The organism is Antarctobacter aquimaris (genome assembly GCF_900184945.1).
GTDB lineage: Bacteria > Pseudomonadota > Alphaproteobacteria > Rhodobacterales > Rhodobacteraceae > Maliponia > Maliponia aquimaris.
Window position 1 is genome coordinate 114,634 of the sequence record NZ_FXYF01000001.1, and the last position, 17,139, is coordinate 131,772.

18 protein-coding genes are annotated in these 17,139 nt (G+C 68.7%); 6 read left to right on the top strand and 12 right to left on the bottom strand.

Annotation, left to right across the window (positions count from 1 at the left end):
• Nucleotides 1-122 precede the first annotated feature (122 nt).
• From MAA8898_RS00490 to argH, 3 genes are read right to left on the bottom strand one after another with little or no spacing between them, the layout of a single operon-like run.
• Entirely contained in the window at nt 123-431 is a 309-nt protein-coding gene (locus tag MAA8898_RS00490) for a DUF2834 domain-containing protein (RefSeq protein ID WP_094019008.1), read from the bottom strand.
• A complete protein-coding gene (locus MAA8898_RS25635; protein WP_141194756.1) occupies nt 431-571 on the bottom strand; it encodes an argininosuccinate lyase in 141 nt (46 codons plus the stop codon). The genes MAA8898_RS00490 and MAA8898_RS25635 overlap by 1 nt, the downstream gene beginning before the upstream one ends.
• Nucleotides 568-1,959, bottom strand: a complete 1,392-nt coding sequence (argH, locus tag MAA8898_RS00495; RefSeq protein WP_094019009.1) for an argininosuccinate lyase — start codon at nt 1,957-1,959, stop codon at nt 568-570. The genes MAA8898_RS25635 and argH overlap by 4 nt, the downstream gene beginning before the upstream one ends.
• A gap of 21 nt (nt 1,960-1,980) precedes the next feature.
• Here argH and MAA8898_RS00500 point away from each other — a divergent pair, with 21 nt between their 5' ends.
• The 3 genes from MAA8898_RS00500 (at nt 1,981) to MAA8898_RS00510 (ending at nt 5,651) form a co-directional block, all read left to right on the top strand.
• Nucleotides 1,981-2,547, top strand: a complete 567-nt coding sequence (locus MAA8898_RS00500) for a TlpA family protein disulfide reductase (protein WP_094019010.1) — start codon at nt 1,981-1,983, stop codon at nt 2,545-2,547.
• 632 nt (nt 2,548-3,179) lie between these two features.
• Complete coding sequence (locus MAA8898_RS00505) at nt 3,180-3,929, top strand: OB-fold-containig protein (RefSeq protein ID WP_094019440.1); 750 nt, start codon at nt 3,180-3,182, stop codon at nt 3,927-3,929.
• Nucleotides 3,930-3,965: 36 nt separating this feature from the next.
• Nucleotides 3,966-5,651, top strand: coding sequence for a flotillin family protein (locus MAA8898_RS00510; RefSeq protein ID WP_094019441.1), 1,686 nt, complete (start codon nt 3,966-3,968; stop codon nt 5,649-5,651).
• Nucleotides 5,652-5,777: 126 nt separating this feature from the next.
• On the opposite strand, the gene MAA8898_RS00515 is transcribed toward MAA8898_RS00510, so the two are convergent.
• The 5 genes from MAA8898_RS00515 to pncA all read right to left on the bottom strand — a co-directional run bounded on the left by MAA8898_RS00515 (nt 5,778) and on the right by pncA (nt 10,528).
• Nucleotides 5,778-6,413, bottom strand: a complete 636-nt coding sequence (locus tag MAA8898_RS00515) for an extensin-like domain-containing protein (RefSeq protein WP_245853202.1) — start codon at nt 6,411-6,413, stop codon at nt 5,778-5,780.
• The gene (locus tag MAA8898_RS00520) at nt 6,410-7,330 is read right to left on the bottom strand and encodes a prephenate/arogenate dehydrogenase family protein (RefSeq protein ID WP_094019012.1); all 921 of its coding nucleotides are present in this window, start codon (nt 7,328-7,330) and stop codon (nt 6,410-6,412) included. The genes MAA8898_RS00515 and MAA8898_RS00520 overlap by 4 nt, the downstream gene beginning before the upstream one ends.
• Complete coding sequence (gene hisC / locus MAA8898_RS00525) at nt 7,327-8,412, bottom strand: histidinol-phosphate transaminase (RefSeq protein WP_094019442.1); 1,086 nt, start codon at nt 8,410-8,412, stop codon at nt 7,327-7,329. Before hisC ends, MAA8898_RS00520 begins: the two co-directional genes overlap by 4 nt.
• A gap of 180 nt (nt 8,413-8,592) precedes the next feature.
• Nucleotides 8,593-9,885, bottom strand: coding sequence for a nicotinate phosphoribosyltransferase (gene pncB, locus MAA8898_RS00530; RefSeq protein WP_094019013.1), 1,293 nt, complete (start codon nt 9,883-9,885; stop codon nt 8,593-8,595).
• Nucleotides 9,886-9,934: 49 nt separating this feature from the next.
• Nucleotides 9,935-10,528, bottom strand: a complete 594-nt coding sequence (gene pncA, locus MAA8898_RS00535) for a bifunctional nicotinamidase/pyrazinamidase (protein ID WP_094019014.1) — start codon at nt 10,526-10,528, stop codon at nt 9,935-9,937.
• Between the two features lie 110 nt (nt 10,529-10,638).
• Here pncA and MAA8898_RS00540 point away from each other — a divergent pair, with 110 nt between their 5' ends.
• From MAA8898_RS00540 to MAA8898_RS00550, 3 genes are read left to right on the top strand one after another with little or no spacing between them, the layout of a single operon-like run.
• Nucleotides 10,639-11,856 carry an Hsp70 family protein gene (locus tag MAA8898_RS00540; RefSeq protein WP_094019015.1) on the top strand — a complete coding sequence of 406 codons (1,218 nt, stop codon included), beginning with the start codon at nt 10,639-10,641 and terminating at the stop codon, nt 11,854-11,856.
• 40 nt (nt 11,857-11,896) lie between these two features.
• Nucleotides 11,897-12,817, top strand: a complete 921-nt coding sequence (gene trhO, locus MAA8898_RS00545; protein ID WP_094019016.1) for an oxygen-dependent tRNA uridine(34) hydroxylase TrhO — start codon at nt 11,897-11,899, stop codon at nt 12,815-12,817.
• A 58-nt stretch (nt 12,818-12,875) separates the two neighbouring features.
• Entirely contained in the window at nt 12,876-13,829 is a 954-nt protein-coding gene (locus tag MAA8898_RS00550; protein WP_094019017.1) for an aldose epimerase family protein, read from the top strand.
• Between the two features lie 11 nt (nt 13,830-13,840).
• On the opposite strand, the gene fliP is transcribed toward MAA8898_RS00550, so the two are convergent.
• Genes fliP through fliF form a run of 4 tightly spaced genes read right to left on the bottom strand, consistent with a single transcriptional unit; the run spans nt 13,841 to nt 17,098 of the window.
• Nucleotides 13,841-14,566 (bottom strand): flagellar type III secretion system pore protein FliP, encoded by a 726-nt coding sequence (fliP, locus tag MAA8898_RS00555; protein WP_094019018.1) that lies wholly within the window; start codon nt 14,564-14,566, stop codon nt 13,841-13,843.
• Between the two features lie 3 nt (nt 14,567-14,569).
• Nucleotides 14,570-14,857 (bottom strand): FliM/FliN family flagellar motor switch protein, encoded by a 288-nt coding sequence (locus MAA8898_RS00560; RefSeq protein ID WP_094019019.1) that lies wholly within the window; start codon nt 14,855-14,857, stop codon nt 14,570-14,572.
• Nucleotides 14,850-15,479 (bottom strand): ABC transporter ATP-binding protein, encoded by a 630-nt coding sequence (locus MAA8898_RS00565; RefSeq protein ID WP_094019020.1) that lies wholly within the window; start codon nt 15,477-15,479, stop codon nt 14,850-14,852. Before MAA8898_RS00565 ends, MAA8898_RS00560 begins: the two co-directional genes overlap by 8 nt.
• On the bottom strand, nt 15,476-17,098 hold the full coding sequence (gene fliF, locus MAA8898_RS00570; protein ID WP_094019021.1) for a flagellar basal-body MS-ring/collar protein FliF: 1,623 nt from the start codon (nt 17,096-17,098) through the stop codon (nt 15,476-15,478). Before fliF ends, MAA8898_RS00565 begins: the two co-directional genes overlap by 4 nt.
• Between the last annotated feature and the right edge of the window lie 41 nt (nt 17,099-17,139).

Sequence of the window (17,139 nt, forward strand, 5' to 3'; positions counted from 1 at the left end):
GCGGTCTGCTTTGGCCTCGAAAAGCGACTGACACCCTGTGCCCGCGACGAGGTTTCGATGCGCCCTCCCGGGGGGAGGGTCGGGCGCGGCCCGGGCTTGCAGCCCGCGCCAAAGTGGCCCCCTCAGACCCGGCGCGAACGGAACCAAAGGTACAGCGGCAGGCCGCAGCTGACCCCGATGCAGAAGGTGGCCGGGATCGCCAGCAGGGCGACCCAGTTGCGCCGCACCGCCACCTCGGCCAGGATCCACAGCGTCAGCGTCACGGCGGCGATGGTCAGGTCCCAGGTCAGCCCGCGCGTGCTGTCGTTGACGTACCAGGCGTCGATCATCGCGCCGAAATCCCAGCCGTTCGCCGCCAGGTAACTCACGAAATAATACATCGGATGCACCGCGCCCCAGGCCGCCAGGGCCAGCCAGAGCGCGCGCAGCATCAGCGGGCGATCCCGATCTCGGCCTTGCCGGTCACGCTGACGGTGACGCCGGGGCCGCTCTTGGCGGCCGGCTTTTCCGGCTCGCCGTCGGCGCCGCAGGCGGCCAGGGCCAGCAGGGCGAGGATGGACAGTGCTCTCATGCCAGTCGTTCCTTCCATGCCGCGACCTGTTCGCGCACCCGGGCGGGCGCGGTGCCGCCATAGCTGGTGCGCGAGCGTACCGAGTTGTGCACGCCCAGGACATCATAGACCGACGCGTCGATTCGGCCATGCACGGCCTGCATTTCGTCCAGGGTCAGGTCCGGCAGGTCGCAGCCCTTCTTTTCGGCCAGCGCCACCAGGCTGCCCGTGACATGGTGCGCGTCGCGGAACGGCAGGCCGGTTTCGCGCACCAGCCAGTCGGCCAGGTCCGTCGCGGTGGAAAACCCGTGCGCCGCCGCCTTTTCCAGCACGGCGACATTCGCGGTCATGTCGCGAACCATGCCCTCCATCGCCGCCAGCGCCAGCATCCAGTTGTCGGCGGCGTCAAAGACCTGCTCCTTGTCCTCCTGCATGTCCTTGGAATAGGCCAGCGGCAGCCCCTTCATCACCATCATCAGCGCCACGTTCGCGCCAAAGATGCGGCCGATCTTGGCGCGGATCAGTTCCGCCGCATCGGGGTTCTTCTTTTGCGGCATGATGCTGGACCCGGTGCTGAACCGGTCCGACAGGGTGACAAAGCGGAACTGGGCCGAGGACCAGATCACCAGCTCTTCGGCAAAGCGCGACAGGTGCATTGCGCTGATCGAGGCGACCGAGAGGAACTCCAGCGCGAAATCGCGCGCCGACACGGCGTCGAGGCTGTTCGCCATCGGCCGGTCAAAGCCCAGCGCCTGAGCCGTCATGTGCCGGTCGATGGGAAAGCCGGTGCCCGCCAGCGCGGCGGCGCCCAGCGGCGATTCGTTCATCCGCACGCGGGCGTCGCGGACGCGGCTCAGGTCGCGCCCGAACATCTCGACATAGGCCATCATGTGATGGCCCCAGGTGACCGGCTGCGCGGTCTGCAAATGGGTAAAGCCGGGCATGACCCAGTCCGCCCCCACCTCGGCCTGCGCCAGCAGCGCCTGCATCAGCGCCTGAAGGCCGCCTTCGGCCGCGTCCAGCTGATCGCGCACCCAGAGGCGGAAATCGGTCGCCACCTGGTCATTGCGCGACCGCCCGGTGTGCAGCCGCCCGGCCGGAGCGCCGATCACCTCCTTCAGCCGCGCCTCCACGTTCATGTGGATGTCTTCCAGCGCGGTGGAAAACTGGAACGTGCCGCCCTCGATCTCTGACAAGACCGTGAGCAAACCTTCCCGGATCGCCTCGGCATCGCTATCACTCAGGATACCCGTGGCCGCCAGCATGGCGGCATGGGCCCTCGACCCGGCGATATCCTGCGCCGCCATCCGCTTGTCAAAGCCGATCGAGGCGTTAATTGCCTCCATGATGGCATCGGGCCCGGCGGCAAAGCGGCCGCCCCACATCCGGTTCGAGGTCGTGTCCGACATAGGCTGTCCTTCGGAGGTCAAATGAAACGTCTCACGCTCGCGGTTCTCTATACCGCTGCCCTGTCGCTTGCAAATCCGCTGCTGGCCGATGTCGATGCCGCCCGCGCCGCCGCCGATGGCGACATGCGCAAGCTGGTGTTCCACGACACGCCGCAGCCGGCGGGGGACGTGGATTTCATGACCTTCGACGAGGCGCCGCTGAACCTGTCCGACTGGCAGGGCAAATGGGTGGTCCTGAACTTCTGGGCCACCTGGTGCGCGCCCTGCCGCAAGGAGATGCCGCAGCTCGCCCAACTCCAGCGCGACCTCGGCAGCGAAACCTTCGAGGTGGTCACCGTGGCCACCTCGCGCAATCCGCCGCCCAAGATGAAGGCCTTCTTCGACGAGATCGGCGTCGACAACCTGCCGCTGCACCGCGATCCGAAATCGCTGCTGGCGCGGCAGATGGGCGTGCTGGGCCTGCCCGTGACGGTGATCCTGAACCCAGAGGGGCAGGAGGTGGCCCGCCTGACCGGCGATGCCGACTGGTCCTCGGACGCGGCGCGCGCGGTGCTCAGGGCGCTGATGGGCGACGCGCAGGGGATGTAGCAGGGCCGGGAACGGAAATCCCCCGCCGGGCGGCTGCCGGACGGGGGTTTCCACGGAGAGAGAGAGAGAAATTCGCGGGAGGCCTAGCGCCTCGTGCCGGTCGGGGGCCGTTTCACCGCTGCCAGGGCGGGTTGCAGCGCGGGCGCCTGCCCACGGCGGACCTGCAACGACGCGGCCCAGAGGGCCAGCAGACAAAGGGCAGAAAACGTCATGAACACGTTCGTTTGCTCCGGTTTCTCGGCCCCCACCGACAAAACTGAAAATGGGCAAAAGCAGGGCGGCGCGCAACCCTTTGCCCCGTTTCCCGCAGAATTGCTTCGGCTCGGCGCGACAGTCCGCTGACGGAATGGGCGCTGTTTCCGAAACCGCCGATTTCGCCGCCACATTTCGCCCCGTTTCCGCCCGCAACCCTACGAATCGTGCGCCCCGCGCGGTGGCGGTTCGCGTATCGCCCCACGACACCCCCGGGTCAAAAGGCAGGGTAATCCCCACTTTCTTATTCAATGAGCATGGCACAGCCTGTCCCGTGGCTGTTACACTGCGGCTCAGGCGGCGGACCGACCGCTTGTAACGCCGTCGTGACGCCTCCACATGTTCAGTATACCTTCGCATACACCGATTTCGGAAACCTGATGTTCGACCTGCTCCTCACCGACGGCATGTTCCCCTTCACCCTTGCCCTGGCCCTGCTGTTCGGCCTGCTCGGGCTCGAAGTGGTGTTCGGCCTGTTGGGCGGCACGCTTCTGGGCGCCGGCGCGGACGGGCCGGACCTCGATGCGCCGGATGTCGACCTGCCTGACCTTGGCGACATGGACCTGGGTCTCGACGGCAGCGACATCGACCTGACGGATCTCGAACTGGCCGACCTCGATGCCGATGCCCCGGGCGCCGATCCCGTCCCCCCCGACGGCGCCCCCGGCGGGCTGGGGACACTGGCCGCCTGGCTCGGCTTTGGCCGGATGCCGGCGCTGATCTGGCTGGCCGCCGTGTGCCTGTCCTTCGGCCTGTCCGGGCTGATCCTGCAAAACCTCGTCAACGGCCTGTTCGGCATTCTGCTGCCCGCCTGGCTGGCCGCCCTGCCCTGCGCCGCGCTCTCCGTCGGCTTTGCCCGGCAGTTCGGCGCGCTGTTTGCCCGGCTGCTGCCGAAGATGGAGACCGAGGCGCTGTCCGAACGCCACCTGGGCCGCCGCACCGGCATCGTCACCCAGGGCACCGCCGCGCGCGGCCGCCCGGCCGAGGTGCGCGTCACCGACCGCTTTGGCAATTTCCACTACCTGCGGGCCGAACCGCTGCGCGACGATGTCCTGATTCCGCAGGGCACCGAGGTGATGGTGCTGCGCCACCGGCACGAACGCGGCTACCTGCTCGTTGCACTGACCTGACATTCCATTCTCAAGGGGATCGAAATGGACCAATTGATGCCATACCTGATTATCGTCGGGGCCGTCCTGGCCTTCCTCGTGCTGATCATGCTTGTCCTCGCGCGGCTCTACCGCCGCGCCACGCGCGAGGTCAGCCTCGTCAAGACCGGCGCCGGCGGCAAACGCGTCATCATGGACGGCGGCGTCATCGTCATCCCGCTGTTCCACGAGGTCAGCCCGGTCAACATGAAGACCCTGCGCCTGGAGGTGCAGCGCAACGGCGAGGCCGCGCTGATCACCCAGGACCGGATGCGCGTCGACGTCGGCGTCGAGTTCTACGTCTCGGTGATGCCCACCGAAGAGGGCATCGCCCGCGCCGCCCAGACCCTGGGCAACCGCACCTTCTACATCGACCAGCTGCGCGAGATGATCGAGGGCAAGCTGATCGACAGCCTGCGCTCCGTCGCCGCGCAGATGACCATGGACCAGCTGCACGAGAACCGCGCCGAGTTCGTCCAGGAGGTGCAGAACACCGTCTCCGAGGACCTGACCAAGAACGGCCTGTCGCTGGAATCGGTGTCGCTGACCGCGCTCGACCAGACCCCGTTCGAGGCGCTGGACGAAAACAACGCCTTCAACGCCGTCGGCATGCGCCGCCTCGCCGAGGTGATCACCAAGTCGCGCAAGGAACGCGCCAACATCGAGGCCGAAGCCGAGGTCGCCGTGCGCCGCGCCGAAATGGAAGCCTCGCGCCAGAAGATCGCCATCGAGCAGGACGAGGAACAGGCCCGCATCGAGCAGGTGCAGCGCATCCAGACCATGCGCATGGCGCAGGAGGCCGAGATCGCCGCCCGCACCGAGGATAGCAAGCGCGAGACCGAGCGGTCGCGCATCGCCCGCGAGGAATCGGTGCGCGCCGCCGAGATCGAACGCGAGCGCAAGATCCGCGAAGCCGAGATCGCCAAGGAGCGTCAGCTCGAAGTGGCCGAGCAGGAACGCCAGATCATCATCGCCCAGAAGTCCGAGGAAGAAAGCCGCGCCCGCGCCAGTGCCGACCTCGCCCGCGCCGAGGCGACCAAGGCGATGGAGGCGGTGATCACCGCCAAGGAGGTCGCCGAGGCCGAGCGGACCAAGCAGATCGCCCTGATCGAGGCCTCCCGCGAGGCCGAGCGCGAGGCGACCAAGATCCGCCTCGCCGCCGCCGCCGACCGCGACGCCGCCGTCGACCGCGCCGCTGCCCGCCGCGAAGAGGCGCAGGCCGACGCCGACGCCATCACCATCCGCGCCGAGGCCAAGAAGTTGGACCTGCTGGCCGAGGCCGAGGGCAAGCGCGCCATCGCCGACGCCGAAAACGTCCTCTCGGCCGAGTTGATCGCCATGAAGGTCGACCTCGCCCGCCTCGAGGCGCTGCCCAAGGTGCTGGCCGAGGCGGTGAAACCGGCCGAAAAGATCGACTCGATCCGCATCCACCACGTCTCGGGCCTGAACGGCGCGGGCGGATCGGGCGGCATGGGCGGCGCGGGCGACAAACCCCCGGTCAACCAGGCGCTGGATTCGATCCTGGGCATGGCGGTGCAGATGCCCGCCCTGCGCAAGCTGGGCGAGGAACTGGGCCTGTCGATGGACGGCAGCATCGAGGGGCTGATGGGCGGCAAGCCGGCGCTGCCCGCCACACCCGCCGAAAGCGCCACCAAGACCCCCAAGGACCCCAAGGCCGCCAAGGATCCCGAACCAGAGGCCTGAGACAAAACCCGGGGCAGCACCTCGCCCGAGGCCCCGCCCCGGTTTCTTCTGGCTGGAAATATCCCGGGGGAGTCGCGCGGCACGCGCGGCGGGGGCAGCGCCCCCTCTCCCGTCAGCTCGCCACGATCAACGGCAGTAGGTCGCGCCGCGATGCCAGCGGGTGTCGAGGTGGAAATGGTCCTTGTGGAACCCGTCCGATCCCGGGCCCAGCACGGTGCCGAACATGGCGCAGGCGGCCTTGCGCATCTTGCCCAGCGCCTTGCCCTCGCGGCCCTTGCCCCAGCCGTCCAGCACGGTGATCTCCGATCCGTCGGCCAGCAGGAACGCCGAGATGTCGATCGCCTTGCCGCGGCCGTGCTCGGATATCGGCGCGCCGGGCTGGTTGTTGCGGGTGCGGCAGGAATAATGCGCCGCCACGCGCAGCCCTTCCAGGCCGCCGCCCTGGCGGCCCACCGCCGGCTTGGCCGACTTGGTCACCCAGGTCTTCAGCGCCTTGGCGGTGGTGCAGTCGATCACCGCACCCTGTGTCAGCTGCACCCCGGCGACGGACTGCAAGCGCACCGCATCGTCGAGGCCGCAGCCCGGCAACTCGCCCGGCACCTTGCCCACCGGCGACCCGACCAGCGCGGGATCGCCGCACAACCCGCCGCTGCCCCCCGCGCTGCTGGCAAAGGCGTTGCCCAGGGCCCCGCTCACCCGCTCACGGGCACCACAGGCACCGAGCATGGCAAGACAGCACAGGGCAAGGGTCAGTCGTTTCACCGTTTCACCTTCACGCGGCCAAAGTCTGGTTCATTGGTATCCTGACCTGCCTCCAGAATGCCACGCCGGATGGCCCGGGTATGGGTGAAATAGGCATGAAGCTGCTCACCGTCGCCGGTCCGGATGGCCCGTTGCAGGGCAAACAGCTCTTCGGTAAAGCGCCCGAGGATCTCCAGCGTCGCCTCCTTGTTGGTCAAAAAGACGTCGCGCCACATGGTCGGATCGCTGGCCGCGATGCGGGTGAAATCGCGGAAACCGGCGGCCGAGAACTTGATCACCTCCTGGTCGGAGACCCGCCGCAGGTCGTCGGCGACGCCGACCATGGTATAGGCGATCAGGTGCGGCACGTGGCTGACCACGGCGCAGACCAGGTCGTGATGGCCCGGCTCCATCACCTCGGTGTTCGACCCCAGCGCGCGCCAGTAGGCCCGCACCCGCAACACCGCGTCCTCGTCGCTGCCCTCCGACGGCACCACCAGGCACCAGCGGTTGTCGAACAGCGACTCAAAGCCCGACTCGGGGCCGGAATGCTCGGTCCCTGCCATCGGGTGGCAGGGCACGAAATGCACGCCCTCGGGGATGTGCGGGCCGACCTCGTCGATCACCGTCTGCTTGACCGAGCCGACGTCGATCACCGTCGCCCCCGGCTTCAGATGCGGCGCGATCGCCTCGGCCAGCGCGCCCATGACCCCCACCGGCACCGCCAGCACCACCAGGTCGGCGTCCTTCACAGCCGCTTCGGCGCTGTCGACGACGCGGTCGCACAGCCCGATCCGCCGCGCGGTGTCGCGCGTCGCCTCGGACCGCGCGTAGCCGGTCACATGACCGGCCAGCCCGCCGCGCTTCATCGCCCAGAACATCGACGACGCGATCAGCCCCAGCCCGATCAGCGCGACCCGCTCGTAGATCACGCTCATCGCGCCCCCGCCTTGAACAGCCCGATGTTGTGCGCCACCTGGCGGCACGACGGCTCATCGCCGACCGTGATCCGCAGGCAGTTGGGCAGCTTGTAGCCCGCGACCCGGCGCACGATCAGCCCCTGCTTCTGCAGGTAGAGATCACAGGCCTCGGCCTCGGCCTGGTCGGCAAAGCGCGCCAGCACGAAATTCGCGGTCGAGGTGTCGCACGGCACGCCGTGTTCGGCCAGCGCATCCGACAGCCAGGCCCGCATCCGCGCGTTCTCGGACCGGCACTTCTCGATGTAGGCGCTGTCACGCACCGCCGCCTCGGCCGCCGCCAGCGCGATGTTGGACAGGTTGAAGGGCCCCCGCACCCGGTTCAGCACCTCGATCACCTCGGCGGGCGCATAGCCCCAGCCGACGCGCAGCCCGCCCAGCCCGTAGAGCTTGGAAAAGGTGCGCGTCATCACCACGTTGTCGCGGTGCTCGACCAGCTTGGCGCCGCCGTCATAGCCTTCGACGTACTCGGCATAGGCGCCGTCCAGCACCAGCAGGCACTCCGGCGGGATGCCCTCGGCCAGCCGCTCGATCTCGGCCAGGCCGATCATCGTGCCGGTGGGGTTGTTGGGGTTGGCGATGAACACCAGCCGCGTGCGCTCGGTGCAGCCGGCCAGGATCGCGTCCACGTCGGTCACCCGCTCGCGCTCGCGCACCTCGACCGGGGTCGCCCCGGCGGCCAGCGCGCTGATCCGGTACATGCCGAAACCGTGCTCGGTGTGCAGCACCTCGGTGCCCGGCCCGGCATAGGCCTGGCAGAGAAAGGCGATGATCTCGTCCGACCCGACGCCGCAGATGATCCGCTCGGCGTCCAGCTTGTGCACCTCGGCGATGGCGGCGCGCAGGTTGGCGTGGTCGGTCGGGGGATAGCGATGCATCTCGTGGACCGCGCGCTTGACCGCCTCCTGCGCGGCGGGCGACGGCCCGAACGGGTTCTCGTTCGAGCTCAGCTTGACCACCTGGGTCACACCCTCCACGTGGCTCTTGCCGCCCACGTACAGGGCGATGTCCATGATCCCGGGCTGCGGCTTGATCGCTGTCATGTCGTTCTCCAAAAGACACCCGTGCATAGCGCCGCGACAAGCCTTAGAAAACCCTCAAACAGTCGCAGGACAGCGCGCTCCGGCAGGGGTCTTGCAGGCGGGGGTCTTGCGGCCGGGGACGGTGGGCGGGGCGATGTGCCCGCAGGGCACGAGCGCCGTTCCCGTCCCGACGGTCACACATCAGACCAGGATGTCCTGCGCCTCCTGGTCGCCGACCCGGAACACCCGCTTGTAGCGGGCGATTTCCTCGGCCGGTCCCATCGCCTTGTTGGGGTTGTCCGACAGCTTGACCGTGGGCTTGCCGTTGGCGCTGACCGCCTTGCAGACCAGTGAAAAGGGCGCCAGCCGGTCGTCCTGCGTCAGCCCGCGAAAATCGTTCGTCAGCAGCGTGCCCCAGCCGAACGACACCCGCGCGCGGCCCTTGAACCGGGCATGCAGTTCCAGGATCTTTTCCTCGTCCAGCCCGTCCGAGAAGATGATCAGCTTCTGCCGTGGGTCCTCGCCGCGGCTTTTCCACCAGTCGATCGCCACCTCGGCGCCGGTCGCCGGGTCGCCGCTGTCGATGCGGATGCCGGTCCAGCCGGCCAGCCAATCCGGCGCACGCTTGAGAAAGCCTTCGGTGCCATAGGTGTCGGGCAGGATGATCCGCAGGTTGCCGTCGTGCTCCTCGTGCCAGTCGGCCAGCACGTCGTAGGGCGCCTGCGCCAGCGCCGCGTCGTCCCTGGCCAGCGCGGCATAGACCATCGGCAGCTCGTGCGCGTTGGTGCCGATGGCCTCCAGGTCGCGGTTCTTGGCGATCAGGCAGTTCGAGGTGCCGACAAAATTCGGCCCCAGCCCCTCGACCATGGCCTGCACGCACCAGTCCTGCCACAGGAACGAATGCCGCCGCCGGGTGCCGAAATCGGCGATGCGCAGCTCGGGCACGCCGCGCAGCCGTTCGACCTTCTGCCACAGCTTGGTCATCGCGCGGGCATACAGCACCTGCAACTCGAACCGGCCCATGTCATGCAGCACCGCGCGGCCGCGCAGCTCCATCAGCACCGCCAGCGCCGGGATTTCCCACATCATCACCTCGGGCCACTTGCCCTCAAAGGTCAGCTCGTACTGATCGCCCACCCGCTCCAGGTGGTAGGCGGGCAGCCGCAGCGCCTCGAACCACTCCATGAAATCCGGGCGGAACATCTGGCGCTTGCCGTAAAACGTGTTGCCGCGCAGCCAGGTGCTTTCGCCCCGCGCCAAGGACAGCGAACGGATGTGGTCCAGCTGCTCGCGCAGCTCGCCCTCGTCGATCAGCTGCGCCAGTGGCACCGACTTGGTCCGGTTGATCAGCGAAAACCGCACCTCGGTGTCCGGCTTGTTGCGGAACACCGACTGGCACATCAGCAACTTGTAGAAATCCGTGTCGATCAGGGACCGGACGATCGGGTCGATCTTCCACTTGTGGTTCCAGACCCGGGTGGCGATATCAACCATGGGGGTACTCCGTCCGTTCGGCAGTCAGGTGTAACCGCAGGCGTGTCGCTCAGGCAAGCGTGACGCCCGCAGCAGCCATCCCGTCCCGCGCCGCCGCCAGCGAGCCGTTCAGGTCGATCGCCCGGCACAGCTCCTGCCGCACGGTCACGTTGAAGCCCAGCTTCGCCGCATCCACCGCCGAGAAGTTCACGCAGTAATCCGTCGCCAGCCCCACCAGCGTCAGCCGGTCGATCCCGCGCGTGCGCAGGTAGCCCTCCAGCCCGGTCGGGGTCTGATGGTCATTCTCGAAGAAGGCGGAATAGCTGTCGATTTGCGGGCGAAAGCCCTTGCGGATGATCAGCTCGGCCCGGTCGACCTCCAGGTCGGGGTGGAATTGCGCGCCCGGGGAGCCCTGCACGCAATGATCCGGCCACAGCACCTGCGGGCCATACGGCATCTCGATCAGCTCGAACGGCGCCTTGCCCGCGTGCTGCGAGGCAAAGGACGAATGCCCCGCCGGGTGCCAGTCCTGCGTCAGCACCACCGCGTCCACCTCGGCCATCAGCGCGTTGATCGGCTGGACGATCTCGTCGCCGCCCGCCACGGCCAGCGCGCCGCCGGGGCAGAAATCGGTCTGGACATCGATCACGATGAGGGCGTGCATCGGTACTCTCCCTGTGGTTTGCGCCGCAGCATAGGCGCGCGATCCGGGAATTGAAATGCTGCGCTGCGGCTGCTAGGCGTCGCGGCTTTCCGGGACAGGGAGTCGCGATCATGGCACGGCTTGGCGTCGATTTCGGCACCTCCAACACGGGCGCGGCGGTCATGGCCGCCGGGCGCCCCTACGCGATCCCGCTTGAGCCGGGCATGGCCACCCTGCCCACCGCCGTCTTTGTCGATTTCGCCGAGCGGCAAACGCTCTATGGCAGCGCGGCGGCGCGGGCGATGATGGAGGGCGCCGAAGGCCGCTTCATGCGCGCGTTGAAAAGCATCCTGGGCACTCCGCTGGCCCGCGAACCGCGCCGCCTGCTGAACGAACGGCTGACCCTGATCGAGGTCATCGCCCGCTTTCTGATCGAGATCCGGGCCCGCGCCGAGGCGCACACCGGCCTGCGATTCGACAGTGCGCTGTCCGGCCGCCCGGTGCGCTTTCATTCCGCCTCGGCCGAACGCGACGCCCAGGCGCTGGAGGACCTGGCCGAGGCCTACCGCCTCGCCGGGTTCAAAAGCGTCGATTTCCTGCCCGAGCCGGAGGCCGCGGCGTTGGCGGTCGATGGCGCGGGCCGCATGCTGATCGTCGACATCGGCGGCGGCACCTCGGATTTCACCCTCTGTGAGCGGCAGGATGGCACCACGCAGGTGTTGGCCAGCGGCGGCATCCGGCTGGGCGGGACTGACTTCGACAAGGCGCTGAGCCTCGCCCATGCCATGCCGCTGCTGGGCTACGGCGCGCAGATCGGCGCGGAACTGGGCTCAAAGACCCACGCCGCGCCGCGCGCCCTGTTCCACGACCTGGCCAGCTGGGAAAAGATCCCCTTCGTCTACGACGCCGCCCTGCTGCGCGAGGTGCAGCGCTGGATCCGCCTCGCGCCGCAGCCACGCCTGTTCGAACGGCTGGCCTCGGTGCTGGAATCGCACCTGGGCCACGACATCGCCTACGCGGTCGAGGCCGCCAAGATCGCCGCCAACGACGACGCGGCGGGCGAAATCGCGCTGCGCGTGGTCGAACGGGGCCTGTCCGTGCCGCTGTCCCGCGCCCTGCTGGACTCGGCACTGGACGGCTTTGGCGCCGAGATCGCGACCTGTGCGCTGGACACCGTTGCCGCCGCCGGCGTTGCCCCGGCCAGCGTCGACCAGGTGGTCTATGTCGGCGGCTCCAGCCTGCTGGGCGGGGTCCGTCAGGCGATGACCCGCGCGCTGCCGCAGGCCGCGCCGGTGGACACCGAGGTGTTTACCGCCGTGGTGCACGGCCTGGCGATTGCGGCAGAATAGCAGGTTGCCCGGGGCGCGCGCGGGTCGTATCGCATCCTCCATGTTCACCGTCTGCGCGCTCTACCACTTCACCCGCTTCGCCGATCCCGCCGCCCTGCGCGGGCCGCTGCTGGACCTCTGCCGGGACGAAAAGATCACCGGCACCCTGCTGCTGGCCTCTGAGGGGATCAACGGCACCGTGGCTGGCCCGGCGCCGGGCATCGACCGGCTGCTGGCGCATCTGCGCGCCCTGCCCGGCTGCGCCGATCTCGAATGGAAGCTGTCGACCGCCGCCGACCGCCCCTTTGCCCGCATGAAGGTACGGCTGAAAAAGGAGATCGTGACCATGGGTTTGCCCGACGTGGACCCGCGCGCCCGCGTCGGCCACTACGTCGCGCCGCAGGACTGGAACGCGCTGATCCGCGCGCCCGACGTGGCGGTGATCGACACCCGCAACGACTACGAGGTCGCCATCGGCACCTTCGAGGGCGCGGTGGACCCTGGCACCGCCAGCTTTCGCGACTTTCCCGCCTGGTGGGAGGCCAACAAGGCCCGCTTTCACAACAAGCGCATCGCCATGTTCTGCACCGGCGGCATCCGCTGCGAGAAGTCGACCAACTGGCTGCTGTCGCAGGGCGTCGAAGAGGTCTACCACCTCAAGGGCGGCATCCTGAAATACCTCGAGGAAGTGCCCGAGGCGGACAGCACCTGGCAGGGCGAATGCTTTGTCTTCGACGGGCGCGTATCGGTCGGCCACGGCCTGCGAGAGGGGCCGCATGACCTCTGCCACGCCTGCCGCCGCCCGATCCTGCCCAAGGACCGCGCCCGACCGGAGTACGAACATGGCGTCTCCTGCCACCATTGCCTGACCGAGACCTCGGACGACGACAAGGCGTGCTTTCGCGAACGGCAGCGGCAGATCGCGCTGGCCCGCGCGCGCGGCGAACGCCACCTGCACGCCGACATCCTCGACGAGGATTGACGCTGTGTCGCCCGCGCCCGCTCTGCTAAGGATCGGGACAGTCCAGCAGGGGGCCGCCATGACCGACACCATCACCTCCCACGTCCTTGCCGACGGCGACACCGCCGTCACCGTGCTGTCCCTGGGCTGCGCGGTGCAGGACTGGCAGGTGGCCGGGCGGCGCGTGGTGCTGGGCTACGATGACCCCGAGGCCTACCGCGACAACCCTCGCTCCATGGGCATCGTCGTCGGCCGCGTCGCCAATCGCACCGCGCAGGGGCGCTTCACGCTGGATGGCACGGACTGGCAATTGCCAGTCGGCCCCGGCGGGCATCACCTGCACGGGGGGCCGAACGGACTGGGCAAACGCAACTGGGCGCTGACCCCCGACGGGCCCCGCGGCGCGGTGCTGCGTCTGTCCTCGCCGCACTTGGACCAGGGGTATCCCGGCGCGGTGGACTTTGAGGTGCGCCTCACGCTGGACGGCAGCGCCCTGACCTGGGAGATGACCGCCCGCCCCGACCGGCCGACCCCGGTGAACCTGGCGCAGCACCTCTATTTCAACCTCGCCGGGGCGGGCACGGTGCGCGATCATGTCCTGCGGCTGAACGCCTCCCGCTACACCCCCGCCGGCCCGGACCTTGTGCCCACGGGCGAGGTGCTGCCGGTGACGGGCAGCCGCTACGATTTCCTTGCCGCGCGCTCCCTGGCCGAGGCTGACCCGCAGGGCGCCGGCTATGATCTGAACTTCGCGCTGGACGGCGGCACTGGCCCGGCCGCCGAACTGGTGGCGCCCGATGGCATGACCCTGCGCCTCTGGACCGACCAGCCCGGCCTGCAACTCTATACCTCCACGTCGCTCGCGCCGTTTGCGCAGCCCTGGCCCGGCGTGGCGCACGGCCCCTGGGGCGGCATCTGCCTCGAGGCGCAGGGCTTTCCCAACGCGTTGAACACGCCGGGCTTTCCCCCGATCGTCGTGACGCCGGACACCCCCTACCGCCAGGTGACGACCATCGATATCGCGCCGCGCTGAGGCCGCGACGGTCAGAAATACCCCCGCACCAGGCTGCCGGCCAGCAGCGACCAGCCGTCAGCCACCACGAAGAACGCCAGCTTGAACGGCAATGAGACGATCGCCGGCGGCACCATCATCATGCCCATCGACATCAGGATCGCCGCCACCACCAGGTCGATGATCAGGAACGGCAGGAAGATCAGGAATCCGACCTGGAAGGCCCGCGCGACCTCGGACAGCATGAAGCTGGGCACCAGCACCGACAGCGGCGCCTCGGGCGACAGTTCGGTTCCCGCCGCGTCGGGCCGCAGGTCGGCCATGGCGCGGTAGGTGTCCGGGTCGACCCGCCCCACCATGAAGCCGCGGAACGGCTCGATGGTCAGCACGGCGGCTTCCTCGACCTCGATCTGCTCGTCCAGCAGCGGCTGCACGCCGTTGGTCCAGGCCTCGGTGAACACCGGCTCCATGACGAAGTAGGTCAGGAACAGCGCCAGGCTGACGATCAGCATGTTGGGCGGCGATTGCTGCAGGCCCACCGCCTGCCGCAGGATCGCCAGCACGGTGACCATGAAGGGAAAGCAGGTCACCATGATCGCGATGCCCGGCGCCAGGCTGAGCAGGGTGATCGCCAGGATCAGCTGGATCGAGGTGGCCGAGATCGACCCGCCCTCGCCCAGGTCGATGGCGATGGACTGCGCCGCCGCCACACCCGGCAGCAGCAGGCACAGCCCCAGCATCGTCAGGAAAAGGCGCATCGCTCAGACCGGCGAACGCAGGTCGAGCACCTCGGTGATGCGCACCGCCAGCTGCCCCGATCCTTCGCCCTCGATGACCTCCAGCACGCCGATGCCGATCAGCTTTTCGCCGACGAACAGCTCGACCGGGTCGTCCAGCTGCTTGTCCAGCGCCAGAACCGAGCCTTCGCTCAGTTGCAGCAGCTCCCGCACCAGCGGGCGGGCCCGGCCGACCGAGACGGTGATCTCGATCGGGACCGAGGTGAAAGCCGTGCCCGCGTCGCCGCGGGGGGCGGATTGCGCGCTATCCATGGGTCATCTTCCTCCGGTTGTCATGGGCAAAGCCCTCCACGGCCTCGGCCACGGAGGCGATCAGGTCGCTCAGGTCGATCTGGCGTTCGGTCTCGCCGAAACGGATGTCGGCCTGCTCCTCGGCCAGCGTGTCGTCGGGCACCAGCTGGATGGGAAAGGCGAAATCGCTCTTCAGCAGCGGCGTCACCGCCTCCACCCGGGTCGGCGCCACGGCGATCACCACCTCCATCTGGCCGATCTCGCGGCTCATCGCCTTGAGCTGGTCGACGATGTGATGGCCCAGGGTTTCCCGCGCGAGCGCCGGCATCAGCGCGTTCACCATCTCGTTCAGCAGCGGGGTCACCGCGTTCATCACCTGGGTGTAGGCCTCGTGGTAGGTAAAGCTGAGGTCCTGCAAATGTTGACCGAAGGCGCTCGAGATCCGGGTCCGGTCGTCGGACTGCGACTTGACCGAATCGTCCCAGCCGGCGCGATAGCCCTTTTCAAAGGCTTCCAGCTTCTTGCCTTCCAGGTCGGCCTCGTTGAAGGCGGGTTGCTGCGGCGCGGCCTCGGCCCGCGTGGCAGATCCCCGGGCCAGGGGCGCGCCGCCGAAATCCTCCAGCAGGTCCTGCAGCGCGCTCATCGGGCGTCTTCCTTGTCTTCCTCGAGCCAGCTGCGCAGGATCTCCACGGTCTCGGTCTTGCGCGCCTCGATCAGGTTGCGCAGCCGTTCGACCGGGTCCTCCTCGGGCGGGGCGTCGAAGTCGACCATGCCCATGCCGCCGAAATCGGCGTTGTTGGCCAGCACCGGCAGGTTGTCGAACCGGTCGTCGTCCTCGTCGATCTCGCCGTCCAGCACCGGGCCGTCCGCGCGCGGCGACGGCAGGGCGCCGGCACTGGCCAGGCTGCCGGCCGACCCGCCGCGCGCCAGGATCGGGCGCAGCACGAACAGGCCGAGGATCAGCGCCACCACCGCCAGCACCGCCATCTGGATCAGCCGCATGGTGTCGATCGACCCGGCAAAGATCGAGGGTTCGATCGGTCCGGTGCCCAGCCCCTCGGGCCGCTCGAACGGCAGCGAGCGCAGGGTGATCTGGTCGCCGCGGGCCTCGTCGTAGCCCACCGCCGAGGCGACCAGCTCGCGCAGCGCCTCCAGCTCGGTGGCTTCGAGCGGGACGAACTGCTGGCTGCCGTCGGCCGCCGCCTGGTAGGTGCCGTTGACCAGCACTGCCACGGTCAGCCGCTTGATCGCGCCCGGCTGGCGGGTGATCTCGCGCGTGGTCTCGGACACCTCATAGTTGACCCGCTCGCGCGTCTCGGCCTTGGCGGAGGAGGATTGGTCCGGCCCGCCGCCGGCCGCGCCATCGGGCAGGTTCGAGGCCACGGTGACATCGCCGCCGCCGCCGACATTCTCCGAGGTGTCGGTCCGTTCCTCGGTGTCGGTGGAGATCACCACGCGGCTTTCCGGGTCAAAGCTGCGTTCGCGAATCAGCTCGCTCTCGGTGACGGTGTCGACGCTGACCTCGACCACCGCGTTGCCCGCGCCGACGCGCGCCTCCATCAGGCGCTGCACCCGGTCGCGCAGAAGGGCGGCCTTGTCGTCGGCGGTGGGGCCTGCGCCGTTTTCGTCCTCGGCGCCGATCAGCCCGGCCTTGCCGTCGATCACGGCGACGTTCTCGGGCACCAGGCCCGGCACGGCGGAGGCGACGAGGTACTTCAGCGCCCGCGCCTGCACCGCGTTGATCGCGGCGCCCGTCGTGGTGATCGAGATCGAGGCGGTCGGCGTCACGTCGCGCTGAAAGGGATTCGCGCTGGAATTCGCGATGTGCACGCGGGCGCCGGTGAACTGCGGATTCGCCACGATCGTGCGCGCCAGCTCGCCCTCCTTGGCGCGCCAGTAGGCGGCGTCGAACATCTGGCTGGTGGTGCCGAATCCCGACAGCCCGTCCAGCAGCTCGTAGCCCTGGCCGCCGTTTGCCGGCAGCCCCTCGCTGGCAAGGGTGAGTCGCAGCGTGTCGCGCTGCGCCTCGGGCACGAAGATCGCGCCGCCGCGCACGTCATAGGTGACGCCGCGCGCCTCCAGCGCCTTGACCACGTCGCCGGCGGCGCCGTTTTCCAGCCCCGCATAGAGAAGGACCTGGTTGGGGGCCGACGCAAGCCGTGTCAGGCCCAGGACGGCGAGCATGACCGCAAGGGTTGCACCGACGACGATCATCCTCTGCCGCCCGCCAAGGGCATTCCAGACCGAGAGTAGCTGCTGCAAGACGAACCTCCGCTCCAAACATTCTGTTCGGTTGGTCGGAG